We start from the raw sequence: 23,129 nt of genomic DNA, 5'->3' as shown, positions 1-23,129 counted from the left end.
ATACAAATATTTTGTTCACTTCATCCCCGAGCGCAAAAGCGTTATCACTCTTTTTTAGACAATAATAACCCTACCCCTGCGCTGGCTAATAAGCCTGCGCAGCCGCGGTTGAATAAACGCCGCATGGCGGGGCGTGAAAACCAGTGGCTTAAAAAGCTGCCTGCATAGGCGTAACCGGCAATCGCTACCCATTCCAGCAGCAAAAACAGCGCACCTAGCACTATAAATTGCTGCCCTACATTGCCGCTGGGCTCCACAAACTGCGGCAGGAATGCAGTAAAAATCAGGATGGCTTTTGGGTTACCGGCGGCAAGCAGAAACTCTTGTCGCGCCAGCTCAAACAGGCTCTTGGGCTGGGTGTCTCCGTCATCGTTTTCAGCGCTGTCGGCACCCCATAATTGATACGCCAGCCATAACAGATAGAGGCCACCCACTACCTTGATGACCAGGAAAATCTTTTCAGAGGTGTAAAGCAGCGTAGCCAAACCGGTAGCAGCCAGCGTAATCATGCCAACAAAGGCTGCCAACCGCCCAATACCTGCTAGACAAGCGGCCCTAACGCCATAGCGCTTGGCATTGGTCAGTGACAGCAGATTGTTAGGCCCTGGCGCCATATTGAGAGCGAAGCAGGCCGGAATAAACAGCAGTAGCGTGGTCAGGTTCATGAAAATCGCCTCTCTAGGCTCGCAGCAAAGCCCTTCATTAGCATTAGACTGTATGCCCAATTGCTTAGATTAGCTGTTCACGAAGGCTTGGCTCAATCTTTGATACCCAACAGAGGCGATACATTTCCAAACAGCAGCGTTAATCGGTAAGCAAGGGACGTATACCCTGATCAGCAAACTTGCGGCTCAACCACCTCCCGGCAAGCCCTGACGCTTTCCGCCAGTTCACTTACCAGGCCATGCACACGCTCCACAGCTTCATCAGGCGTGTTGGCATTTTCGATACAGTCAACGAGTGCAGAACCGACGACGACTGCATCGCTGAAGCGGCCCATCATGGCCGCTTGTTCGGCTGTACGGATGCCAAAACCAACTGCGATGGGCAGTTCAGTATGTTCACGAAGCTCGGCTACTGCGCCTTCCAACCGTTCTGGGGKGGGAGCACTGCCTCCGGTGACACCCGCCACGGAAACGTAGTAGATAAACCCGGAGGCGTTCGCCAGCACCTTGGGCAGGCGTTTGGCATCGGTGGTCGGCGTGGCCAGGCGAATAAAATCAATGCCGTGTTGCGCCGCTGGCTGGCAGAGCTCTTCGTCGTGCTCGGGCGGCATGTCTACCACGATTAGGCCGTCTACTCCGGCCTTGGCGGCATCGGTCAAGAAACGCTCGACGCCGTAGCAGTAAATGGGGTTGTAGTAGCCCATCAGCACAATGGGCGTGGTGCTGTCTTCTTCACGGAAGCGGCGCACCATTTCCAGCGTTTTGACTTGGGTCTGGCCATTATTCAAGGCACGCAGCGCGGCTTTCTGGATGGCGGGGCCATCGGCCATGGGGTCGCTGAACGGCATGCCGAGTTCGATGATATCCACCCCCGCTTTTGGCAACCCGTGCAACAGGCGGCGGGAGGTCTCGGCATCCGGATCGCCAGCGGTGAGATAGCTGACCAGCGCCGGGCGGTTTTGCTGCTTGAGTACGGCAAAGCAGCTTTCAAGACGAGACGTGTTTTTCATGGCCTGATTCATAACATCGTTCATTGCGTTGTCCTGTATCGCGCTCATAAACTTTTCACTCCGAATTTATCGCCCAAGTGATGGGCCACGCTCATCATGTCTTTGTCACCACGGCCGCTGAGGTTGACCACCATCAAGTGCTCGCGGGGTAGGCTTGGGGCACGCTTGCCCACTTCGGCCAGGGCATGGGCGGTCTCCAGAGCAGGAATAATGCCCTCCTGGCAGCAGCAGATCTGGAAGGCTTCCAGCGCTTCGTCGTCAGTGGCAGAGACGTACTCAACCCGCCCCTGTTCGTGCAACCATGCGTGCTCTGGCCCGATTCCGGGATAGTCCAGCCCGGCGGAAATTGAGTGAGCGTCGATAATCTGGCCGTCCTCGTTTTGCAGCAGATAGGTGCGGTTGCCGTGCAGCACGCCGGGGGKGCCGCCGTTCAGGCTGGCCGCGTGCAAGCCGCTTTTAACACCCTTTCCGCCCGCTTCCACGCCAATCATCTTCACGTCTGGGTCGTCGAGGAACGGGTAAAACAGCCCAATAGCGTTAGAGCCGCCGCCCACGCAGGCCACCAGCGAATCCGGCAGGCGCCCTTTCTTTTCCAGCATTTGCGCACGGGTTTCATGACCGATCACGGCCTGGAAGTCTCTCACCATGGCGGGGTACGGGTGCGGCCCAGCCACGGTGCCAATAATGTAGAAGGTGTCATCAACGTTGGTGACCCAGTCGCGCAGCGCTTCGTTCATGGCGTCTTTGAGCGTGCCGGTGCCGGAAGTGACTGGAACGATTTCTGCGCCCAGTAGCTTCATGCGAAACACGTTGGTCTGCTGGCGTTCGATGTCGGTGGTGCCCATATAGATGACACAGGGCAAACCAAAGCGCGCCGCAACGGTAGCGGTGGCAACTCCGTGCATGCCCGCACCGGTTTCCGCGATGATGCGCTTTTTGCCCATCTGCTTGGCCAACAACACCTGACCGATGCAGTTGTTGATCTTGTGCGCGCCGGTGTGGTTCAGCTCTTCGCGTTTGAGATAAATGCTCGCCCCGCCAAAGTGCTCGGTCAGCCGTTCAGCGAAGTAGAGCGGGCTTGGCCGTCCCACGTAATCGCCCTGAAAGTAGGCTAACTGACGCTGAAATTCCGGGTCGTTCTTGGCGGTGGTGTATTCGTCTTGCAGCTCAAGAATCAGCGGCATCAGGGTTTCGGCGACAAAGCGGCCGCCAAAGTTGCCAAACAAACCGTTGGCATCGGGCAGGCTCTGGGATACGTCTACAGGTTGATTCATCACGACCTCTGAATGCGTTATCAAACAATGCAATGAAAGTAGCGCAAGCAGGCCGGGATAAAAATCGATAAGATGTCATCAACATGTGAGCTGGAGTCACGTATTAATGCAAAACAGCATGCCACCGCTTAGCGCCTTGCGCGCCTTTGAAGCCACCGCCCGGTTGGGTAGTGTGACTGCCGCTGCCGAGGAGCTAAGCGTTACCCACGGCGCTGTTAGCCGCCAGTTGAAGAGCTTGGATGACCATTTTGGCGTGGCGCTTTTTACCAAAGCGGGCCGTGGCATTGTGCTGACACCACACGGCGAGCGGCTGCAGAGTGGTGTGGGTGAAGCGTTCTCACGCTTGAAAGATAGTTGCGCATCGCTCAAGCGTGATGTCGAAGAGGCGCCCTTCACCCTGGCCTGCCCTGGCAGCCTGCTGGCGCGCTGGCTAATTCCCCGCCTGGATCGCCTGCACCGCGAGCTGCCCCAACTGAAGCTGCAGGTAGTGGTGAGTGAAAGCGAGCAGCCGGGCACGCAAACGGATGCCAGCGCCACCCTGGCATTTGCCGAGCCGCCCTGGCCCACAGGTGTTGAGGTGTTCGAGCTGATGGAAGAGCAGATATGTGCGGTGGCAAGCCCGCAGCTGGCGGCCCAGTGCGATGCAACAAAGCCCGGATCTCTACTTGCCAATAAGCTCTTGTATACATCTTCCCGCCCCCAGGCGTGGCCGCAGTGGGCCACTGCCAAAGGGCTGGAGCTGGCAGAGCTTGAGGCGGCGCTAAGCAGAGGCCAGAGGTTCGATCACCTTTACTACTTGATGGAAGCGGCAGTGGCAGGCCTGGGTATCGCCATCGCGCCGAGGCTATTGGTGGAAGACGACCTGAGGAGTGGCAGGCTGGTGGCCCCTTGGGGAAGTATCCAAACCCCTGCTCGCCTCTGCCTGTGGTTGCCCAGCCAAGCCGATAGGCGCCGAAGCGAGCCACTGGCAGAGTGGCTTAAGCGGGAGTTGGGGCTGGACGCTGCTAATATGACGGCTTGATCAACGTTTATTTCGCGCAAAGGATACGTGATATTTGCTCACGCACCCAACGATGCGCACTATGACCATGATTGCGCTCATGCCACACCATACCGACTTTGAATCCCAGTGATTTAATGGGGGATTCAACAATTTTAAGGTCGGAACGCTGGGCAACTAAACGCCGCGGCACCAGTGCTACAAAACGTGAGTGAGCAACAATCTCAAGGACGAACAGGAATGAAGATGTCGACAGAACAACATTGCGTCTATAGCCCAATGTTTGTAAGACCTGATCCACCTGAGTGGAAAAATCGCCTCCGCTGAGCGAAACGATTACGTGCTCAAGCTGGACATACTCTTCAATCGTCATTTCTTCACTCAGCTGTGAGTGATTCCAGCACCCAACCAGCACATAGTTCTCATCATACAGCGGCCTGATTCGTAAAACCTTGGGCGCCTCTTCGGGTGTCATGAGTGCAAGATCCACTTCACCCCGTGCCATTTGAGCTTCCAGCCTGGGTGGCTCCAGACTACGTATGGCGATTCTAATGCCAGGTGCTTGACGCCTTAATTCGTTCATGACCGCCAAACCAATGACCGCTTGAAGGTAATCGGTGCATGCAATCGTAATGGTCAGCGACGCTTGGGCAGGTTCAAAGTGCTGGTGCGTTATCAGCGTCTCTCGCACCTGATCCAGTGCAATACGTAGTGGGGTAAGTAACTCCAACGCTTTGGCGGTAGGCATCATCCCTCGGTGAGCCGGGATTAGCAGCGGGTCGTTGAACATATCTCTAAGGCGGCTCAGCTGAGCGCTGACGGCAGGCTGACTAAGATGCAGGCGTGCGGCGGCTCTCGTGACATTTTGCTCTTCAAGCAAAGCCTCTAAGGTCGCCAACAAATTAAGATCCAGCCTTTTAGTATCCATATTTTATATAGTAGGTCATAAAACTATTAATTTCATTGATAGCTTATTCTTGCCCACAATCTCTAGCGTATCCACTAAGTAAATTCGCCTGTAGGAGCATTAAAGTGTCCAAGACCATATTAATTGTGTATGCGCACCCAGAGCCCACATCATTGACCCGCCGGTTCGTAACTGAAACGGTACAAATACTGGAGCGACAAGGCCAAACCGTGCTGCAGTCAGACCTATATGGCATGGGTTGGAAAGCGACGTTTGATGAGCACGATTTCCCCAACCGTATAAATAATGACCGGCTAGGCTTTATTCAAGAGTCGCAGCACGCCTATGCCACTCACCAGCAGACGCAGGATGTCGCCGCAGAGCAGGACAAGCTGCTTGCCGCCGACGCCGTCATATTCCACTTTCCCTTGTGGTGGTTTGGTATGCCCGCCATTCTCAAAGGCTGGATAGACCGGGTGTACGCCTATGGATTTGCTTACGGATACAAAGATGAAGGCAATCGTTATCGCTATGGAGACGGTATTCTCAAAGGCAAACGGGCATTACTGTCGGTAATGGTGGGTGGCCCAGCGGAGGACTATTCACCCCGAGGTATTAATGGCCCCTTGGAGGAATTGCTATTCCCCATCACCCACGGCGCCCTGTTTTTCCCAGGTATGGATGTACTGCCAACCCATGCCGTGTATGGCACCGGCAAACTTTCGAAAGTCAGCGTAGCGAAGGAGCTAGCCGCTTGGCGTCTACGCCTCGAAAATCTTTTTAATGAATCCCCTATTCCATTCCGGCGGCAAAATGGTGGGGAGTATCAGCAAAATATACTCGCTGACCATATTGCTATGGGGAAAGAGGGACTGACCATTCACATCGACCATTAGCAGATTTTTAGACAGCAACATCATTCAGACAAAGTATTATTAGCTGCACAATATTACCAGCACGTGCAACTATGAATTCAGGAAATCTAGGCCAAGCGCAGCGATAAAGCTATCGCTGCGCTTGGCCTTGTCGGAGCTAGTGAGATATAGTTGTACGGAATTTCCGTACATTATGGTGACGTTATGGATATTATCAGTGTTAACAAATTCAGAGACAACCTGAAAAGCGTAGTAGAACAAGTGATTAGCCAGCACGAACCCTTAAAGGTAACCCGTCGTGCCGGAGAGGCGTTTGTGGTGATTAGCGCTGAGGACTGGGAAAGAGAGCAAGAAACACTGCATGTGCTTCAGAACCGAGACCTCATGCAACAAATTGCGGCTTCTCTAGATACCCATAGTCGTGGTCAAGGATACCAACCTGATAATGAGCAGATGAATGAGATCACTGGTATTTGAGGGCCGTACGTGGGAAGCCTATGAAAAAATGCGTGAAACAGATAAGAAGCTGCATAAAGCGCTCTGCAAACTCTTAAAAGAAATGCTCCGCTCTGACGATCCAACGGCTGGTATCGGAAAACCCGAGCCACTCAGACACAATCTTTCTGGCTTGTGGTCAAGGCGCATTTCACAAAGAGATCGGCTGATCTACCGGTTCGATGACAAAGCTATTTATATTTTTGCCATCGGCGGACATTACGATCAGTCCTGATAATAGTTAATTGATGAAAAGCACGACGCTACCTTTTCTGCACTATCAAATAAGTATGCAACTCCGGGTGCTGATCGTACTCCAGATGTCTGCACACCGCGCCTAACTTCATCAATAAGGATACGAAGCCGTTTGTGCCAAGCGTAGAGTAGTAGACCTCGGGCCCCATAAAACTATCGGTATGCTCACCAGGTTCGTCGGTACCGCCGAAAGAGAAGATCAGTACCCCACCCTTATTCAGGCTTCCGATAAGTTTGGTCATCACACTTTCCTGCTGCGCCAGCGGAATATGCCAGATGCTGTCCCAAGCGGTGATGAAGTCGTATTTTGCCGACGGTTGCCACTGGCAAATATCCTGGTGGTGAAAGGTCACGTCTGGATGCTTCTGCTTAGCGAGGCGCAGCATTTCATCGGAAATATCCACGCCCTCAGGCGTAAAGCCTTCATGTTGCAAGAAGTCGATAAAGCGGCCGGTACACCCACAACCGATATCGAGTGCCTTTCCTCGGCCCTTCACAAACGAAAGCGCCCTTTTGTGCGCCTCTATCCCGTTAGCGAGATTGAATTTGTCGCTTTGCCAGAGGTGGGTGATCTGATCGTAGGCGCTGCCAATATCAGTGGGTGTCATGGATGGCCTGTAAGATAAAAAGTGAGTAATTAGTGACTATATCACCCACTCAAGCGCTTGCGGTTACTGGCCACCAGCTCAGTCAGAAAGTCCGCCACGGCCCGGGTACGGCCTGATTGGGTGAGATCCGTCTGAATAACGAGATAGATGGGCTGATCCACGCCAATATCCGCAGCGACACACACCAGTCCAGCCYCCAACGCCAGAAAATGCGGCAACACCGCTATCCCCAGCCCCGCTTTCGCCGCCGCTAACTGGGTCGCCAGCGAGGTAGTAGTTAGCGCAGGTTCCTGCCCTTGCAGAATCCGCTCAACCCACTGAGCGGCAGGCAGGTGCGCCTGCGTTTCGCCCCAGGTGATAAAGGCGTCGGTGTCGTAATTGCCAGCATCGTGGTGAGCCTCACGCTGCGCTACATAATTGGGGCTGGCGTATAGCCCGAAACCCAGCGAGCCGAGTCGGCGAAGGGTGACATTACCCCGCTCGGGCTTGACCATTCTAAGTGCTACATCGGCGTCGCGGCGGTGCAAATTAACGGTAGAGATATCGGTCACCAGCTCAAGTGTGATGCCGGGGTACTGAGCATAAAATTGTGGCAATGCRGGCAGAATCAACGACGTGGCAAGGTTTTCAGCCGTGGCCAAACGCACCCTGCCGCTCAGTTGCGTAGCGAGTGCGCCGCCGCTAGAGAAGGCAGCTGCGGCGGCTTCCAGCGCTTCGGCTTTTTCGATTAGCCCGGCCCCTTCCTCGGTAAGCTGATAGCCCGACTGCTGACGAACGAACAACGGAAGCTTTAAGGCTTTTTCCAGCCGCTCGATACGCCGGGAGAGCGTCGCGATCCCCAGATGGAGTTCCGCTGCCGCGCCGCTCAAAGTGCCGTGGCGGGCCACCGCCAGAAAGGCTCGTGTGTCATCCCAGACCCACCCGCGGGGCATCTGGTTTTCAAAACTGGTAAACGGCTTACCGAAATCGTTCATTTTTTTCATTATTGGATAGTGCCACGCTGTTATTGCGCGTTTCAACAAGCGCTCGAAAACGGCTCACGATCTCTTGATGAGCCATGGTTTCGTAAGTAATGACAGGAGACATAGCATGCAAAAACGTACACTCGGAACCGACCTAACCGTTTCCGCCATTGGCTTAGGCTGCATGGGAATGAGCGAGTTTTATGGCCCCCGAGACGATAGCGAATCGCTTCGAGTATTGGCCCAAGCGGTGGAGCTGGGGATCAACTTTTTCGATACGGCAGATATGTATGGGCCACACCATAATGAGGAGTTAATTGGTCGTTTTCTCGCCAGCCACAAGCCCAGGGTGCGTATCGCCACTAAGTTTGGCATTGTGCGCAACCCCGGCGAATACCAACGCAGCCTGGACAGCAGCGCCCGCTATGCCCGGCAAGCCTGCGAGGCGTCGCTGAAGCGGCTGGGTGTTGAGCAAATCGATCTCTACTACGTCCACCGCGTTAACCCGGAAATCCCCATTGAAGAGACCATGGAGGGCTTGGGGCAGCTGGTGAAAGAGGGAAAAATTGCCCACATTGGCCTCTGCGAAGTCAGCGCTGATACCCTGCGCCGTGCCCATGCGGTGTACCCGGTTACCGCCGTGCAAACCGAGTATTCGCTGTGGACGCGGGACGTGGAGCAAGCGGTACTGCCCACCTGCAAGGAACTCGGCATCGGCTTCGTGCCCTACTCACCTCTGGGCCGGGGGTTTTTGACGGGCAGATTTCAGGATACCAGCGATTTCGGCGAAGACGATTTTCGTCCTAACCTGCCACGCTTTTCTGAACAGGCCATGGGTGCCAACCGCCGTATCGCCGACGTGATCGGCGAAGTGGCAGCGCTCAAAGGCTGCACTCCGGCGCAGCTATCGTTAGCTTGGCTGCTATCCAAAGGCAATAACATTGTGCCGATTCCCGGCACCAAGCGGCTGCGCTACCTTGAAGAGAATGCGGCAGCGACGTCCATTACCCTGACCACTGATGAGCAAGAGCAGTTGGAAACCGCCACCGTCGACCTTCCGGTGACCGGTGAGCGCTATACGCCGGAGGGCATGAAGGGGGTTAATGCGTGAGTGTCGGCCACTTGCCTACTGAATAATCTCGCCAATTGAACGCTTACCATCCAATAGTAGGTACTCCTGATTCTTCAAACTGGACGTCTGCACTGTGTGGAGCAGGGCGTGAGCGACATTAGCCCGGGAGATTTGGTTATCGCCAGCTTCGTCAAACGAGCTGGCGAACTGCTGACTAGCGGCTTCGTCGGTCAAACGGCCAGGCTTGAGAATGACGTAGGGAACACCACTGTTGCGAAGGTGAGCATCGGCGGCAAATTTCGCGGCCATATAGGGGCGCATTTTCTCGGGCGCGTCCAGTGGTTGTTCCGCTCGCATAGCGCTAATCATGATGTAGCGGGAAAGACCTTTTTGCTTGGCGATATCGGAGGYACGAATGGCACCAAAAAGGTCAATCATCAGTGTTTTATCCGGCCCGGTGTGGGGGCCTGATCCCGCCGTGAAGACCACTTGGTCACAGCCATCAAAGGCGTGCTCAAACTCACCTTCTAAATCGGCGACCACGGTATCAATGCCGTGCTCTTTGAACCAGGCTGCCTGCTCTTCACTGCGAATCATTGCCTTGATGGGCGTGCCCGCTTTTTGGGCCAGTTCGCAAAACTGCTTGCCAATCTGTCCGTTCGCGCCAATCACTAACGTTGTCATAACGACTCCTTGTGAATTGCTTACCCCTCTATCAATGCTGGCACTTAGGCGAAATTCAACCCTGTAGCATGGTACGCCGCAGCAGTTGAGGCATTTAAGCCATCACTCCAAACACATGCCCGATGGCGGAGGTTAATGCCATCGCAAGAGCGCCCCAAAACATCACTCTTGCCGCAGCTTTTAGGATGGGTGCTCCACCCACTCGGGCAGCTATAGCGCCCAGCAAGGCCAAAAAGAGCAGTGAGAACAACGCGACCAAATGAATAAGCAGCGCGGGAGGCGCCCACCAAGCGACCAGTAGCGGCAAAAGAGCGCCGATGGTGAACGTCGCGGCTGAAGAGAGTGCTGCTTGCAGGGGGTGCGCTTGACTGAGGTCGGTGATGCCAATCTCGTCTCGCGCATGGGCGCCTAGGGCGTCATTGACCATCAATTGTTCGGCGACTTGTCGTGCCAATTCGGGTGCCAAGCCGCGCGTTTCATAAATAGCGGCGAGCTCGTCCTGTTCTAGTTCGTAATGCTCAGCCAATGCTTGGCGCTCGATGTCGAGATCGGCGTTTTCAGTATCCGATTGCGAGCTTACTGAAACATACTCCCCCGCCGCCATCGACATCGCACCAGCCACCAAGCCTGCAATACCCGCCAGCATAATATCGCCTTGAGTGGTATTAGCTGCGGCAACGCCCAGTATCAGACTGCTGGTCGAGACAATGCCGTCATTCGCGCCCATCACCGCGGCTCGCAGCCAACCGGTACGGTGAGATCGATGGTGCTCTGTATGGATCATGGGCTTTCCTTTCTGTGAGGGACATCCAAGTCAACAATAGCATCCTGGGCCATGAGCTATTTTTCTGGCACTACTCGAAGCAGCCTGCCTTCGGGGCTGTCGGTAAGTAGGTCCACTTCACCTTATGGGCCTACTCGCACATCTCTTATACGCTCATCTAGCTCACCAAACAGGCCTTCTACATCGTCGGCTTCGCTACCATCGTTAAACGTACCCGGCGCACTTCTTTATTTACCAGCGTTCCTATCAGTATATCGCCCTGCCACTGCGAGAACAGCGCACCGCTGTAAAGCGCTATCCCTGAGGCGAGCAATAGAGGGCGTCCATTCTAAAAGTGGCGGCACGGTACCAGGGTACTCATTGACACCGTATGGTGCCCTTGCTGCCTCTCTGTGCACTCATTAAAATGTTGCGCCACCTAAAGAGAACTCCCATGAAGATTAATGTGGTCGGCACGAGTGGCAGCGGCAAGAGCACCCTCGCAAAGCAGCTCGCAGGCGCTTTGAACGCCCCATGCGTTCAGCTTGATCAATTATTCTGGCGCGCTAACTGGCAAGGAGCGCCGGACGATGTGTTCTTCCCTGAGCTGGAAAACGCTTTAGCAGCCTCACCACAAGAGTGGATACTGGACGGTAATTTTGACCGCACTCGGCATATAAAGTGGCGCGATGTGGATATGGTGGTGTGGATCGACTACCCCTTTTGGCGAGTATTTAGCCAAGCCCTCACCCGTGCTGTTAAACGCATCATAAGCCAAGAAGAGCTTTGGCCTGGCACAGGGAATCACGAGAGCTTCCGCAAAACATTTCTAAGCCGTGATTCGGTTCTGCTATGGTCACTAAAAACGTGGCGGCAAAACCGTAAACGCTACTTTGCCGATATGGTGAATCCACGCTATGCGCATATTCAATTTGTACGTTTGACCTCTATAAAAGAAGCGCAAGCGTTTGTGAAGAGTCTCAAAGTGGGTACTTAGCTCTTAGGTGGCTATATAGCCCCGCTGCGTATTCGCTTGATGGCTGCTCTCTTAGGCTCTCGATGAATCACCGAACAGTTCTCGCCATTTGGCTTTAACGCTTCAGGCCATGTACGCTTATTGAACGAACATTCAATTAAGGTACTTTCATGCAACGTCATTCGTTATTCGCCACAATGTCACTGGGGCTTTTTGCTGGTGCTGCCACAACCACCGCGCTGGCGGAGTCCACCGCGCTGGAGGAGCAACTCAAAGAGCTTGAGTCATTTCAAGTGATCGCCCATCGCGGTGCCAGCGGTCACGCGCCGGAAAGCACCATGGCAGCCTATGAACTGGCCCATGAGTGGGGGGTCGATTACTTAGAGCTGGACGCCCAACTCACCGCCGATGGTGAGTTGGTGGTGTTCCATGATGACGCCATTGATCGCACCAGCGATGGTGAAGGTAAGATTAATGACTTCACCTTGGAAGAGCTGAAAGCGCTGGATACCGGCACTTGGTTTAATGTGGCCAACGCTGACAAATCAGACGACAGCTTTGAAGGGGCAAAAATTCTCACGCTGGATGAACTATTCGAGCGCTTCGGTCACGATGCCCGTTACTACATTGAAACCAAGTCACCACAGCTAAACCCAGGTTTGGAAGAAGCCCTGGTAGAAACACTGGAAGAGTACGAGATGGTCGAGAATGGCCACGTATTAGTGCAGTCTTTCGAGCAGGACAGCCTGTTAAAAGTGCAGGCACTCAATGACGATATTCCGCTGATTCAACTGGTTTGGTACTCCCCCAGTGAAGAGGACGCATCACGCTTAGTGGAGTGGACAGGTGTAACCCCAGGGCCAGAAGAAATTACCGATGAGGATTTCCAAGCGGTATCGGATTACGCGGTCGGTATGGGCACCAACTTCATCTACGATGGCCGCGAAGTTATTGATGCCGACTTCATCCGCCAAGCGAATGAAAACGGCCTGCCGGTACACGTCTATACCATTAATGAGACCGATGAGATGGAGCGTTTGATGGAAATGGGCGCCAACGGCCTGTTCACCAATTATCCTGATCGCCTGATTGAGCTCGTTGAGTGAGCATCGTTGAAAGCGCTCATACGCCCAGCCATGGCTGGGCGTTTTTTATAGCGCGGCTTTAATTGCTACTTTCAGATTCTAGACCAAGCTGCTCCAGTACCCGTTCCACTTTCTTGCGGTTATCCCCTTGCAGCGTTTTAAGCGGCTGCGGCAAGCACGGGTGGCTCACTTTGCCGGTGACTTCGGCAATGGTGGCGGCTACCCTTAGGCTGCCACCGTACTCACGGTAGAGTGCCCATAGCGGCTCAAGGGCGTCTGAAAGCGCTTTGGCCTGTTGAGCCTCCCCTGCCTGAGCGGCCCGAGTTAGCGCCAGCGCTGCTTTCGGGTATATCCCGCCGATAACCGAGTACCAGGCATCGCACCCTGCATTGAGGCCGGTGGCTGCCGCCGCGTCGCCGCTGATGCCGATGGTGACATCAGAGGGGATCAGCTTGCGCAGCCGCGTAACTCGCTCCGTTGCCGCTACAATATCGTTGTTCACCGGGGGAATCTTGATAGAGCGAACCTGGGGCAGTTGGGCGATTCGACCATGCAGCTCATCGCTGAATTCAAAATGGGTAGTGCCGGGGTTGTCGTAAACACATAGCGGCACACTCAGCGATTGGCAGACCGTTGCGTATAGATCGAAAACCTCGTCATTAGTGAGTTTTTGATAGGACACCGGCGCTAGCAACACCCCGCTGGCACCCGCTTGCTGGGCGTTTTCTACATTAGCCAGCACATCGCGAGTACGGAGCGCACCAATGCCTACGACAATAGGCATGCCACCTGCGCTTTCAACGCTAAGCTGGACAACACGGGCGCGCTCTTCACGGTTTAAATAAGCGTAGCTACCCGTCGAGCCCAGCACGCCAATGGAGTCCACCCCAGCTTCAGCTAAGTACTCGACTAGGCGGACAAACTCATGCTCATTAATGCTCTGCTCATTCATGGGAGTTAGCGGAAAAGCACTTAGGCCGGTGAACATAGTGGATGATCCTTTTTAAGATGGTAGCAGTCGCCGAGTCGCAAAGACGATTCGTTATTATGTACAAGCAGACGGGAATGGAATAGCCACAACTTATCCTCGCTGTTCGTTGACATAACTTCCTGTTATTTTTCTTGAATTGATGTAGTGTTTGGGTAAGCGTCGTAGCGATACGGCACAGCTTTTGAACGCATATCTTTCAGCTACATCGTTCGAACTGAATATAAAAACAGTGCCGTTAGTATTGCAAGGGAGAACACGTCATCAATTCATACACTTTTCATGTGCAGAACAGAACTGCACCGTGCTTGAACCTGGCGTACATCACTCAACCAGTAAGCTACCGCCAATGCCATCACCCGTTATAAGCGGTTCTCTATTGCGATTGGCCTTACTGGCAGTGACCACCCTTATTTTGTTGGTGGGACTCGCTTTCGCTACAACGAATGCCATCGCTAGGGAAGCGCCGATTTTTTTAGTGGCTCACCCTGAAGTCACTACCCGCTGGCTAAACCGAGATACCACCCGCGCAATTTTCGCGATGCGCCAACGCACATGGCCAGATGGTCAAGCGGTTAGGGTTTTCGTATTAAGTAATAGTAACCCCGTGCATGCTCGTTTTGCCAAAGAGCAATTGGCTGCCTACCCGCACCAACTTCAGTTGGCTTGGGACCGTATGGTCTTCTCAGGTACCGGGCAAGCCCCCGACCGAGTAAACGATCAGGAAGAGATGCGCGAACGCGTTGCCACGACACCCGGTGCGATTGGCTATCTTGAAAGGGAGTATCTGGATGATAGTGTCCAAGTCATTTCGATGGAATGAATGTCGAGCTATTGCCGCTTTAATTAGCGGCGTTGTGATGGGCTTCTCTGCTCATGCCCAAAGCGATGAACACGTTCTGGATACTCTGCAGGTGCACGGCTTTCTTAGCCAAGCACTGATTATTACTGACGATAACAATTTTTTCGGCCACAGCAGTCGAGATGAAGGCAGCTTCGAATTCACAGAAGTCGGCCTCAATGTATCCTTAAGGCCCCATCAGGATGTGCTTGTTGCTGCTCAGATGTTAAGCCGCCGGGCCGGAGGTGAAAGCAGCGATGTAGAACCGAAATTGGATTACGGTCTGATTGATTACCAAATGGTGTCTAATCAGCAGCGTACCTTTGGTGTACAGCTAGGAAGGTTCAAAAATCCCTTCGGGTTTTATAATCAGACACGTGATGTGGCATTTACACGTCCTAGCATTCTACTGCCCCAATCTATTTACTTTGATCGCACACGGTCACTGGGGCTTTCAGGGGATGGTGTGAGCCTCTACCACGAGGAAAGACTGGCTACGGGCGTCCTTCGAGCGCAGGTAGGTATCGGCCAAGCTCAAGCAGGAGAGGACTTACGAAGCACGCTTCGTCTAGAAGATGTACCAGGTACACTCGATGCTAAGCAGTCAGCTATAGGACAAATTCGTTATGAGCATGACGGAGGTCGTATTGTTGCAGCACTGAGTACTGCTCAAGCAAAAGCACGATTTGATTCAAGCATTTCAGAACAGACAGATGTCTCTTTTCGGTTTCGCCCAGTTGTGTTTTCAATACAATATAATGAAGAACTTTGGAGCTTAACGGGTGAATTCGCCCTCAGACCAACGAAACTTGGCGGCGTAGAAAACCGCTGGGTAAATGATGTCACTGGTGAAAGTTGGTATATCCAATACGCGCGGCGTTTTGCTAGTGAATGGCAATGGCTTGTACGTTACGACAGCCTCACAAGCAATCGCGCAGACCGCAACGGTAAATCTTTCGAGGAAAGCACCGGGGGGAACGTCCCAGCGCATACCCAATTTGCAGATGACCTGACCTTTGGACTGCAGTGGACACCACACCCTCAAGTTATGCTGGCAGGTGAATACCACCATGTAGACGGCACTGGCTGGCTGCCTATTCAGGATAATCCAGATTCATCAGCGACCAGTCGACGCTGGAACATGTGGCTGTTCCAGCTATCGCTGCGTTTTTGAGGCTCCCCACGATCCTGGCTAGGACGTTACTGCAATGAAAATATTTACTTTTTTTCGAATGCCTCAGCGCCTTAGCCTGACCTGGCGGGTCATCGCATTAAGTAGCTTACTGCTGTTGGCGCTGGTAACACTATTTACCTGGCTGGGCCACAACAACCTAACTCGTCAGTTTCAAGAAAGCCGCAGCCAGCACCATGAGCGCCAGCAGCGAGAAATTCGTTTAGCGCTAGTTCGTTCATCGGAAAGTTTACGCCAGTTAGCTGGCTTAACTGCCGCCTCGGCAAGCTTAGGCTCTCCCTTACAAGCGGGTAACGCAGCCGTGGTGGAACAAGCGCTCGATACCCAGTGGCCCACACTACAGCTTGAGGCGGGGATTGATGAGATTCTAATCATTAATACTCGCGGTCAAGTATTGGGTAATTGGGGAGCCGGAAATTTACAAGCACAGCTTCCCCTCTTAAGCTGGGTAAGGCGTGTTATGAATACTGAACGCCCTCTTTCAGCGCTGCGCTGTTCAACTAGCTGCCAGCAGTTTGCGGCCGTGCCGGTGCTAGTGGAGGGAGAAAGTGTCGGTATGGTCGTGTTGTCCCGATCGTTAGCCGATGTCACTCGGCAAGCCAAAGAAGTGTCTGGCGGTGAAGTTGCACTACTCGTTACCGGGCCCGCTGAAGACAGTCAGGTAACGGCAACACGGCAACTGCAAGCTTGGAATGGTCAATTGCTGGCACTCACTAGCGAAAAACAAAGCTTAATACCTTTACAGCGAGCGGCAGATGCGGCCCCTGTGCGCCGATTAATGGAAGCACCACTAAGCCTTGAGCATAGCGGCAGGCATTTAGAAATAAGCGCAGTGCGCATGGAAGAAGATAACGAACGCAGTAATGTAGGGTACTTCCTGCTGATATCCGACATTACCGAGCAAATTAAGGCTATTAATCAGGATACTCGCACTCAGTTATTCGTCGGCGTACTCGGCTGGATTGCTGCGGAACTACTTTTATTAGTCATATTGCTGGGCCCAATGGCTCGACTGCGCAGMGTCGCCGGGTTGCTCCCTGCCCTAGCCGACGGGAAGTTTAACGACATACATACCGCCATTCCCAGCCACCGCCGTCGCATTCCCGACGAGATAGATGTGCTTGAGAGCAGCACGCTCGAACTAGCGCGCCAACTTGAATTGTTAGAAGGAGAGGTTCAGGAGCGCGGCCATCAACTGGACGAGCGTATTGAAGAGTTAGCTGAAGAGCGTGATTTCATCAGTGGCCTGCTGGACACAGCCCAGGTATTTATCATTGCTCAAGACTGCACTGGTCGGATCAGCCTAGCCAATGAGTATGCGCAGTTGATGTTGGGGCTAAATGAAGCCTCGCTACTTGGAAGGCACTTCGTTGATGTCTTCGAGGCGGGTGTCCCTACCACTGTGCATACGTTTTCCCATCCCCAACAAGAGGAAAAAACGCTACGTACGCCCGACCAGCGGATTCATACTATTGCTTGGTATCATGCACCGTTACAAACAGGTAGTGAGAGGAAGGTTTCACGCATATCAGTGGGGCTCGATATTACCGAGCGCAAGGCTGCCGAAGCACGACTCACTTGGTTGGCTGAACGCGACCCGCTAACAGAACTGTACAACCGGCGTTACTTCCAACATGCCCTGCAAATCGCTCTTGAGCGCCCTACTAAGGCAAAAGGGGCGATACTGTTGCTGGATTTAAATCAGTTCAAAGAAGTAAATGAACTGAGCGGGCATCATGTGGGAGACAAATTACTCTGCGAAGTTGCCTACACCCTGCTCCATAATCTTGGCCGCCGTGGCGTCATAGCCCGTCTGGGGGGCGACGAGTTTGCCCTACTGTTAGAAGATACCAACGCCGATCAAGCAGTAAATGTCGCGCAATATATAGTGCAACTGCTAGACGGCATTGGTTTCACTGTCGGAGAACGACGTCACCGGGTAACGGCCAGTATTGGCATTGCGCTGTTTCCAACCCATGGCAATACACCGGCGGATCTTATGGCTAGTGCTGATGTGGCTATGTATAAAGCTAAGGAGAGCGGTCTTCATCACTGGCATCTACTTTCCAAGTCAGAGAATGCCAAAGACGAACTACAAGAGCGAGTTTACTGGGTTGACCGTATACGCAATGCGCTTGAAGAGGATAACTTCGAGCTAATGGTGCAGCCCATCATGCGCCTGGAAGACCAAGACGTAAAACACCACGAGGTGCTGCTGCGGATGCGCGACTCGGATGGCAGCCTAATCTCCCCGGCGCACTTTATTCCTATTGCCGAACAGAGTGGGCAAATTGTCTTAATCGACCGTTGGGTATTGCGGCACAGCTTAAAGGCACTTAGCCAACTTCAGGACCGAGGTATCACCCTAGCGGTGAACCTTTCCGGCCAATCCCTTCACGATGGAGGGCTAAAGCAGTATTTGGCAGACGAGCTGACTGCCAGCGGCGCTGATCCTCACCATCTAATATTGGAAGTGACAGAAACAGCGGCGGTTACTGATTTTTCTACTGCGCGCGGCGTACTACAAGCAGTACGCGACCTGGGTTGCCGCACGGCACTGGATGACTTTGGGGTAGGCTTTAGCAGTTTCCACTATTTAGGGCAGTTGCCCGTGGATTATATTAAGATTGATGGCTCTTTTATCCGCAGCTTGCTAATCAGCCCTGACAGCCGCGTTATTGTTCGTGCTATTGCCGACATTGCGAAAGGTTTTGGCAAGCAAACGATTGCTGAGTTCGTTGATCAGGAAGCGCTATTGCCAATACTCAAGGCTTATGGGATAACTTATGGCCAAGGATTCCACTTAGGACGGCCAGTTCCTATCCGGACAGCCTTTACAGATCATGAATGACGCGTATTATTTTTAACAAACAAACCGCAAAAAACCATCCAGCCAATTAATTAACCAAGGAAAAATAGTGATGGAAGCAGCTCAAAAAAAGGAGAAAACTAGCAACACACTTGCAGATCTTTTCAGCTCTTTTAATGATGATTTTATTTTCAGTATTGCCCTCACTGAAACTGAAAAAAACCGAATATATAAGCTCCGCCACGAAGTCTATTGTCAAGAAATCGGCTACCACCCGGCCCAATTAACTGACAAAAAGACCGAATCTGACATTCACGACTCTCACTCCATTCACTGTTTGATTGAACATAGACGGTCGAGACTAGCAGCTGGTTGCCTTAGATTAGTATTACCAGCACCTTACGGCGAAGGAAAAATGAAGAGACTACCTCTTCAGGATTTTGGTGAACACACGCTTCCACATGAAGTTTTGCATCCCGCTAAACTGCCATATGAGAGTATTTGTGAAATATCGCGCTTTGCTATTGCTAGAACATTCCGCCATAAAGCCATAAATCATGAAACCCTTACTCCAAGCGCTTTTGATTACCAATTTACAGCTCAAGAAAGGAAGACGTTTCCTTTAATAGTTATTGCTTTATTCCTTGCAACTTACTCGCTCGTCGGCTTAATGAAAAAACGTCACGTATTTGCCATGATGGAACCAAGACTTCCAAGACTACTTTCCATGTCCGGATTCAAATTTACAAAAGTCGGAGAATCTATCGAAATGCATGGCAAGCGTAACGCTTTTTACATCGACCATAGCAAAGCAGAAAAGGAGATGCATGAAGAGTTAATGCCATTTTATCTTCACATACGAAAAATATTAGAGCCGCAACTAGAAGAACTGCTAACAAAAAAAGTAGCAGCTCTATAGCCTAGCCCACTTGCAAGCTCAGTTATTAAACTCCATTATTTTCGACTACTGATGCGGATCTAAAATCATTAACCGTTACGCTAGTGAATTTCTCTAAGAAAAACACTAGCGTTTCAGGATATTGAAAGCGCTCTTCAAAGCGCTCTTGGCCCTCTTGGGAACGCCGCGTCACGCTTGCTTTGTACCCTGCATTCGATTTAGATACCTTTACACTATTCTCACGACTTCCATCACGCTTGATCGCCGTTAGTGGGGAATTATTGCTTAACAAAACCTCTAATTCACGGGCGGCGGCACGCTCTTCATCAGACGCCCAGAGGGGCTGATCTCTATCACCATAACGGTAGAGCATAATCACCAACATGACGGAAAAAATGCTACTGGTTAGCATCCAGGTTAATAAAACGCTCGACGGGGGCGTTGTGAGCATAATAAATAACTGAACCACAATGCCCACTGCCAACACACCAGCCAACGGTCGCCACATGCGTGGATTCATAAACCCGCGCTTAAGTATATAGCCCCAAAGCCCAACCACTGCTAAAGCCCCTAACAGTAAGTGAATGGGCGCGAGGAGTKTACCCCCTCCAGCCAGTACGGCAATTACCCCAATCATCACTATTAAACTGTAGAAAGCAGCTAACAGGTAGTAAGCGCGTTTAAGGGTCATATGCAGTCTCCGTGCAGGGTGACCGATGGCTTGCGGCGCCATCGGATTTATTGTTATTGGTTTGTGGATAAAGCCTTGAACTGCAGTATAGATGATCACGGCAATTCTTCACTATTGCCATGGCAATCAGTGTTACAGCCCCTGCGCGCCCCGGCGCAGCCAGTCGTGCACAAACGCCAGTTTACGACGGGCCGTCTCTGAGAGCACAAAAGGGTAAAGGTCTGGTAAGCCCATCGAGCGATTGACGTGATTGACCCCGACGGTCAGCGCCGCAGCCACGTAGATCAAACGCTCTGCATCAGGCTCGGCATAAGGATCCCACTGTGGGCTAGGCAGCTCCGGCGAAGAGAGGTCTGATGCTGCAAAGCTATCGGCAATATCGGTTAAATGCAGCAAGTGTGCAGCAGTTTCGGCCCAATCTTCGTGTGGGTGCGCAGAGGCGTAGGTGGTTAAATAGCGTTCTTTCCAATCGGACGGTGGCCCATTGATATAGTGACGCTGCAGCGCGGCCTGATAATCCTGGCGCTCGTCGCCAAACATCTCGCGAAAAGCATCAAGGAAATCTTCGCGCAGGCTAAGCCGCCACCAGAGCATATGCGATATTTCGTGGCGCATATGGCCAATCATCGTGCGATAAGGCTCTTCTAACGCTTCACGACGCGTCGTAACCAGCACGGGGTCTACCTCGGCCACGCTGATGGTCACTACGCCCTCAATGTGTCCCATCGGGACAGGCGTAGGGCCTTCGGCGAGTAGATGAAACACCGGCGGCGCGCCTGGGTCTTCGGGACGAAACCAGTGCCAACGGCCCAGGTTATCCAGAACCCAGCGTTTAGCCGCTTCCGTTTGTGCCCAGTTAGGAATAGCGTTGGGAAGACTAGGGTCTGGCGCCAGTGCTGTCATGGAACACGAGCGGCAAAAAGCCCCCTCTTTAGGGGCAATCCAGTTGCAGCCAATAACGTCGCGATTGATGCAAAAAGGTGGCATTGGCACAAAGGCACGGGCCTGAGGGTCATAGGCGACGGGAACCCCGTCTGCGGTTGCAAGATTGTCGAACCAAAGAGAGCCCGAACCGACGGGATTTGAGAATACACGCATACGGTACAGCTCCTGAAAGCGAGGAAAAGAGAACCTCAACCGACCGACTGAGCGTTCTCTTTTCCAAAAATCCTATTAAAAATATCGTGCAGCGCCTTTATTTCATTTCAAAGCCGCGCTTGATTAAAAAATCGCGCATATGGGGCCGCAGCTTGTTATCAAACAAAGGCTTGAGATTGCGAGACCAGTCGGTATCTTTATTACTGCTGCTACGAGCCTGATAGTAAGCCTGCATAGTCGTATCGAAGGCTTCTACCTGCTCGCCGTCTTCAGTGTAGTAGTCTTCTTTAAGAACCGCCTCCACGGGCAAACGGGGCTTCACTTCAGGTTCTTGATCCGGATAGCCAAGGCACATACCAAACACCGGGTACACGTGCTTGGGGAGGCGTAGCAGGTCGCTAACCTCTTGGGGATTATTGCGGATACCACCGATATAGCAGATCCCCAACCCTTCGGATTCAGCTGCCACCGCCACGTTTTGCGCCATTAGCGCGGTATCTACGGTCGCTACCAAAAGCTGCTCGGTCATTCCCCGCACAACGTTTGCGCCAGTGCGCTCAGAGGCCTCCGTTGGCCGCTTCATATCAGCACAGAAAACCAGAAAGTCGGCACAGGTAGCAATGTACCCCTGGCCACCAGCCAACTCAGCTATCTGCTCGCGATTCGCCTGATTTTTTACATGGATAACGGTATATGCCTGAACATGGCTAGACGTTGCTGCTCCCTGCCCGGCTTGGATCAGCTCCAGCAGCAACGCCTTTGGAATCGGCTGGTCGCTAAACTTACGGATAGAACGGTGGGATTTCAATAACTTAATAACGTCGTTCATGGAACCTCGCTTATCTGGGTAACGCTTAACCGAATAACAACTGAATATAGGGTAACAGATTTGTACAATATGACAGGGTTAGCGCCTGCCTTGCCAATGCGCTTTGTCACGAGCCCTCTTCGGCAGTCACACCAAGGGGAAAAGTATGAATATGAAAGTAGGCTTATATGTCAGCTAACAGATGCACGACATCCCTCATTATTTATTAGATTTTCAATGTCTAACTAATAAGTTAGCCGTCAGCAAGCTATACTGTTAAGGCTATACGCTTACAACTGACACTTGATGGAATAATAACGACGCCAGGAAGCCGATATGACCAATCCCCCTCAAAATGCACCCGGGCAAGAGTGGAATGCCAGCGACTACGCCCAGAATGCTAATTTTGTACCTAAGCTAGGCAGCGAAGTGGTCAAGCTGTTAGCGCCTCAACCCGGCGAACGTATTTTGGATCTTGGCTGCGGTGATGGCTCGTTGACAGAGCGCCTCGTGCAACTGGGCGCTGATGTTCTCGGTGTAGACGCTTCAGAAGAGATGGTGAACGCCGCACGCCAACGCGGGGTTACCGCACGCGTCGTTGACGGGCATCAGTTGCCTTTCGACCATGAATTTGATGCCGTATTTAGCAATGCGGCGCTGCACTGGATGCTTGACCCCCAGGCGGTATTAGCAGGCGTTAAGCGTTCATTGAAGCCGGGTGGCCGGTTTGTGGCCGAGTTCGGAGGCCATGGCAATGTCGCCGCTATTTGCACGGCGCTGATTGCCGCTCTGCAGTTCCGGGGCATTAGCGCCCGCGGCCGCCACCCCTGGTACTTCCCGACCACTCACGAGTACGGTCATTTGCTGGAAACAGTTGGCTTCAAGGTGGAAAGCATTGAGCTGATCCCTCGGCCCACTCCACTGCCCACCGGCATGATGGGATGGCTGGAAACCTTTGCCAGCCCTTTCTTGCATGGGCTCGACGAGGATGTGCGCGAAGCTGTTCTTGAAAACACCTTAACGCTGCTGGGCCAAAGCCTACGCGATGAGCAAGGCAACTGGACGGCAGACTATGTACGACTGCGCGTTTCAGCCCGTACGTAAGCTGAAACTGCCGTATTAGCGGCCACACAGCCGCCGATGATAAGAGTACCTATCATCGGCGGTTGTTAG

Annotated in this window: 25 protein-coding genes; 12 read left to right on the top strand and 13 right to left on the bottom strand. The window is 52.8% G+C overall.

Going from position 1 to position 23,129, the window contains the following annotated elements:
- Positions 1–44: 44 nt before the first annotated feature.
- From HALO_RS07760 to trpB, 3 genes are all read right to left on the bottom strand, one after another.
- On the bottom strand, positions 45–665 hold the full coding sequence (locus tag HALO_RS07760) for a LysE family translocator (RefSeq protein WP_035584450.1): 621 nt from the start codon (positions 663–665) through the stop codon (positions 45–47).
- Positions 666–835: 170 nt separating this feature from the next.
- Positions 836–1,675 (bottom strand): tryptophan synthase subunit alpha, encoded by an 840-nt coding sequence (gene trpA / locus HALO_RS07755; RefSeq protein WP_050714138.1) that lies wholly within the window; start codon positions 1,673–1,675, stop codon positions 836–838.
- Between the two features lie 44 nt (positions 1,676–1,719).
- A complete protein-coding gene (trpB, locus tag HALO_RS07750) occupies positions 1,720–2,949 on the bottom strand; it encodes a tryptophan synthase subunit beta (protein ID WP_050713283.1) in 1,230 nt (409 codons plus the stop codon).
- Between the two features lie 106 nt (positions 2,950–3,055).
- Between trpB and HALO_RS07745 the strand changes: the two genes are divergently transcribed.
- On the top strand, positions 3,056–3,970 hold the full coding sequence (locus HALO_RS07745; protein ID WP_035584456.1) for a LysR family transcriptional regulator: 915 nt from the start codon (positions 3,056–3,058) through the stop codon (positions 3,968–3,970).
- Positions 3,971–3,977: 7 nt separating this feature from the next.
- Here HALO_RS07745 and HALO_RS07740 read toward each other — a convergent pair whose 3' ends face one another.
- Positions 3,978–4,850 (bottom strand): LysR family transcriptional regulator, encoded by an 873-nt coding sequence (locus tag HALO_RS07740; RefSeq protein WP_231896822.1) that lies wholly within the window; start codon positions 4,848–4,850, stop codon positions 3,978–3,980.
- Positions 4,851–4,981: 131 nt separating this feature from the next.
- Between HALO_RS07740 and HALO_RS07735 the strand changes: the two genes are divergently transcribed.
- From HALO_RS07735 to HALO_RS07725, 3 genes are all read left to right on the top strand, one after another.
- A complete protein-coding gene (locus HALO_RS07735) occupies positions 4,982–5,752 on the top strand; it encodes an NAD(P)H-dependent oxidoreductase (protein WP_035584462.1) in 771 nt (256 codons plus the stop codon).
- 183 nt (positions 5,753–5,935) lie between these two features.
- On the top strand, positions 5,936–6,208 hold the full coding sequence (locus HALO_RS07730; RefSeq protein WP_035584465.1) for a type II toxin-antitoxin system Phd/YefM family antitoxin: 273 nt from the start codon (positions 5,936–5,938) through the stop codon (positions 6,206–6,208).
- Positions 6,189–6,461, top strand: coding sequence for a Txe/YoeB family addiction module toxin (locus HALO_RS07725; RefSeq protein ID WP_022522593.1), 273 nt, complete (start codon positions 6,189–6,191; stop codon positions 6,459–6,461). Before HALO_RS07730 ends, HALO_RS07725 begins: the two co-directional genes overlap by 20 nt.
- A 28-nt stretch (positions 6,462–6,489) precedes the next feature.
- Here HALO_RS07725 and HALO_RS07720 read toward each other — a convergent pair whose 3' ends face one another.
- Both HALO_RS07720 and HALO_RS07715 read right to left on the bottom strand, forming a co-directional pair.
- Complete coding sequence (locus HALO_RS07720; RefSeq protein WP_035584468.1) at positions 6,490–7,089, bottom strand: class I SAM-dependent methyltransferase; 600 nt, start codon at positions 7,087–7,089, stop codon at positions 6,490–6,492.
- Positions 7,090–7,130: 41 nt separating this feature from the next.
- Positions 7,131–8,072: a LysR family transcriptional regulator gene (locus tag HALO_RS07715; protein ID WP_050713282.1), complete on the bottom strand. Its 942-nt coding sequence runs from the start codon at positions 8,070–8,072 to the stop codon at positions 7,131–7,133.
- A gap of 106 nt (positions 8,073–8,178) precedes the next feature.
- On the opposite strand from HALO_RS07715, the gene HALO_RS07710 reads away from it, so the two are divergent.
- Positions 8,179–9,162, top strand: coding sequence for an aldo/keto reductase (locus HALO_RS07710; RefSeq protein WP_035584474.1), 984 nt, complete (start codon positions 8,179–8,181; stop codon positions 9,160–9,162).
- Positions 9,163–9,177: 15 nt separating this feature from the next.
- On the opposite strand, the gene HALO_RS07705 is transcribed toward HALO_RS07710, so the two are convergent.
- The 3 genes from HALO_RS07705 to HALO_RS23485 form a co-directional block, all read right to left on the bottom strand.
- Positions 9,178–9,807: an SDR family oxidoreductase gene (locus tag HALO_RS07705; protein WP_050713281.1), complete on the bottom strand. Its 630-nt coding sequence runs from the start codon at positions 9,805–9,807 to the stop codon at positions 9,178–9,180.
- Between the two features lie 94 nt (positions 9,808–9,901).
- Positions 9,902–10,591 carry a VIT1/CCC1 transporter family protein gene (locus HALO_RS07700; protein ID WP_035584480.1) on the bottom strand — a complete coding sequence of 230 codons (690 nt, stop codon included), beginning with the start codon at positions 10,589–10,591 and terminating at the stop codon, positions 9,902–9,904.
- Positions 10,592–10,769: 178 nt separating this feature from the next.
- Entirely contained in the window at positions 10,770–10,904 is a 135-nt protein-coding gene (locus HALO_RS23485) for a PQQ-dependent sugar dehydrogenase (protein WP_231896821.1), read from the bottom strand.
- Between the two features lie 120 nt (positions 10,905–11,024).
- Here HALO_RS23485 and HALO_RS07690 point away from each other — a divergent pair, with 120 nt between their 5' ends.
- Together HALO_RS07690 and HALO_RS07685 are read left to right on the top strand one after the other, a co-directional pair.
- On the top strand, positions 11,025–11,567 hold the full coding sequence (locus tag HALO_RS07690; protein ID WP_035584482.1) for an adenylate kinase: 543 nt from the start codon (positions 11,025–11,027) through the stop codon (positions 11,565–11,567).
- Positions 11,568–11,716: 149 nt separating this feature from the next.
- Positions 11,717–12,652, top strand: coding sequence for a glycerophosphodiester phosphodiesterase family protein (locus tag HALO_RS07685; RefSeq protein WP_035584485.1), 936 nt, complete (start codon positions 11,717–11,719; stop codon positions 12,650–12,652).
- 58 nt (positions 12,653–12,710) lie between these two features.
- Here HALO_RS07685 and HALO_RS07680 read toward each other — a convergent pair whose 3' ends face one another.
- The gene (locus HALO_RS07680) at positions 12,711–13,619 is read right to left on the bottom strand and encodes a dihydrodipicolinate synthase family protein (protein ID WP_035584488.1); all 909 of its coding nucleotides are present in this window, start codon (positions 13,617–13,619) and stop codon (positions 12,711–12,713) included.
- Positions 13,620–13,968: 349 nt separating this feature from the next.
- Between HALO_RS07680 and HALO_RS07675 the strand changes: the two genes are divergently transcribed.
- The 4 genes from HALO_RS07675 (at position 13,969) to HALO_RS07660 (ending at position 19,380) form a co-directional block, all read left to right on the top strand.
- Entirely contained in the window at positions 13,969–14,442 is a 474-nt protein-coding gene (locus HALO_RS07675) for a hypothetical protein (RefSeq protein ID WP_197671983.1), read from the top strand.
- The gene (locus HALO_RS07670) at positions 14,411–15,634 is read left to right on the top strand and encodes a hypothetical protein (protein WP_197671982.1); all 1,224 of its coding nucleotides are present in this window, start codon (positions 14,411–14,413) and stop codon (positions 15,632–15,634) included. Before HALO_RS07675 ends, HALO_RS07670 begins: the two co-directional genes overlap by 32 nt.
- 34 nt (positions 15,635–15,668) lie before the next feature.
- Complete coding sequence (locus HALO_RS07665) at positions 15,669–18,503, top strand: bifunctional diguanylate cyclase/phosphodiesterase (RefSeq protein WP_050713280.1); 2,835 nt, start codon at positions 15,669–15,671, stop codon at positions 18,501–18,503.
- 70 nt (positions 18,504–18,573) lie between these two features.
- The gene (locus HALO_RS07660) at positions 18,574–19,380 is read left to right on the top strand and encodes a PEP-CTERM/exosortase system-associated acyltransferase (RefSeq protein ID WP_035584497.1); all 807 of its coding nucleotides are present in this window, start codon (positions 18,574–18,576) and stop codon (positions 19,378–19,380) included.
- Between the two features lie 25 nt (positions 19,381–19,405).
- Here the strand turns inward: HALO_RS07660 and HALO_RS07655 are convergent, their stop codons facing one another.
- From HALO_RS07655 to nfsA, 3 genes are all read right to left on the bottom strand, one after another.
- On the bottom strand, positions 19,406–20,050 hold the full coding sequence (locus HALO_RS07655; RefSeq protein ID WP_050713279.1) for a hypothetical protein: 645 nt from the start codon (positions 20,048–20,050) through the stop codon (positions 19,406–19,408).
- A gap of 132 nt (positions 20,051–20,182) precedes the next feature.
- Positions 20,183–21,148 (bottom strand): zinc-binding metallopeptidase family protein, encoded by a 966-nt coding sequence (locus HALO_RS07650; RefSeq protein ID WP_035584502.1) that lies wholly within the window; start codon positions 21,146–21,148, stop codon positions 20,183–20,185.
- A 97-nt stretch (positions 21,149–21,245) separates the two neighbouring features.
- Positions 21,246–21,977, bottom strand: a complete 732-nt coding sequence (nfsA, locus tag HALO_RS07645) for an oxygen-insensitive NADPH nitroreductase (RefSeq protein ID WP_035584505.1) — start codon at positions 21,975–21,977, stop codon at positions 21,246–21,248.
- A gap of 315 nt (positions 21,978–22,292) precedes the next feature.
- Between nfsA and HALO_RS07640 the strand changes: the two genes are divergently transcribed.
- Entirely contained in the window at positions 22,293–23,060 is a 768-nt protein-coding gene (locus HALO_RS07640) for a class I SAM-dependent methyltransferase (RefSeq protein ID WP_035584507.1), read from the top strand.
- The last annotated feature ends 69 nt before the right edge of the window (positions 23,061–23,129 follow it).

This window comes from Halomonas sp. R57-5, from assembly GCF_900070345.1.
GTDB classification, from domain to species: domain Bacteria; phylum Pseudomonadota; class Gammaproteobacteria; order Pseudomonadales; family Halomonadaceae; genus Vreelandella; species Vreelandella ventosae_B.
The sequence above is the reverse complement of the archived record's forward strand: the minus strand, read 5'-3'. Positions and strand labels throughout refer to the sequence as shown.

Bases quoted from the DNA above. Each gene is read 5' to 3' on its own strand.
- HALO_RS07760 (WP_035584450.1), bottom strand. From the start codon at position 665: ATGAACCTGACCACGCTACTGCTGTTTATTCCGGCCTGCTTCGCTCTC.
- HALO_RS07745 (WP_035584456.1), top strand. From the start codon at position 3,056: ATGCAAAACAGCATGCCACCGCTTAGCGCCTTGCGCGCCTTTGAAGCC.
- HALO_RS07730 (WP_035584465.1), top strand. From the start codon at position 5,936: ATGGATATTATCAGTGTTAACAAATTCAGAGACAACCTGAAAAGCGTA.
- HALO_RS07725 (WP_022522593.1), top strand. From the start codon at position 6,189: ATGAGATCACTGGTATTTGAGGGCCGTACGTGGGAAGCCTATGAAAAA.
- HALO_RS07720 (WP_035584468.1), bottom strand. From the start codon at position 7,089: ATGACACCCACTGATATTGGCAGCGCCTACGATCAGATCACCCACCTC.
- HALO_RS07710 (WP_035584474.1), top strand. From the start codon at position 8,179: ATGCAAAAACGTACACTCGGAACCGACCTAACCGTTTCCGCCATTGGC.
- HALO_RS07700 (WP_035584480.1), bottom strand. From the start codon at position 10,591: ATGATCCATACAGAGCACCATCGATCTCACCGTACCGGTTGGCTGCGA.
- HALO_RS07690 (WP_035584482.1), top strand. From the start codon at position 11,025: ATGAAGATTAATGTGGTCGGCACGAGTGGCAGCGGCAAGAGCACCCTC.
- HALO_RS07685 (WP_035584485.1), top strand. From the start codon at position 11,717: ATGCAACGTCATTCGTTATTCGCCACAATGTCACTGGGGCTTTTTGCT.
- HALO_RS07680 (WP_035584488.1), bottom strand. From the start codon at position 13,619: ATGTTCACCGGCCTAAGTGCTTTTCCGCTAACTCCCATGAATGAGCAG.
- HALO_RS07675 (WP_197671983.1), top strand. From the start codon at position 13,969: ATGCCATCACCCGTTATAAGCGGTTCTCTATTGCGATTGGCCTTACTG.
- HALO_RS07670 (WP_197671982.1), top strand. From the start codon at position 14,411: ATGATAGTGTCCAAGTCATTTCGATGGAATGAATGTCGAGCTATTGCC.
- HALO_RS07660 (WP_035584497.1), top strand. From the start codon at position 18,574: ATGGAAGCAGCTCAAAAAAAGGAGAAAACTAGCAACACACTTGCAGAT.
- HALO_RS07650 (WP_035584502.1), bottom strand. From the start codon at position 21,148: ATGCGTGTATTCTCAAATCCCGTCGGTTCGGGCTCTCTTTGGTTCGAC.
- nfsA (WP_035584505.1), bottom strand. From the start codon at position 21,977: ATGAACGACGTTATTAAGTTATTGAAATCCCACCGTTCTATCCGTAAG.
- HALO_RS07640 (WP_035584507.1), top strand. From the start codon at position 22,293: ATGACCAATCCCCCTCAAAATGCACCCGGGCAAGAGTGGAATGCCAGC.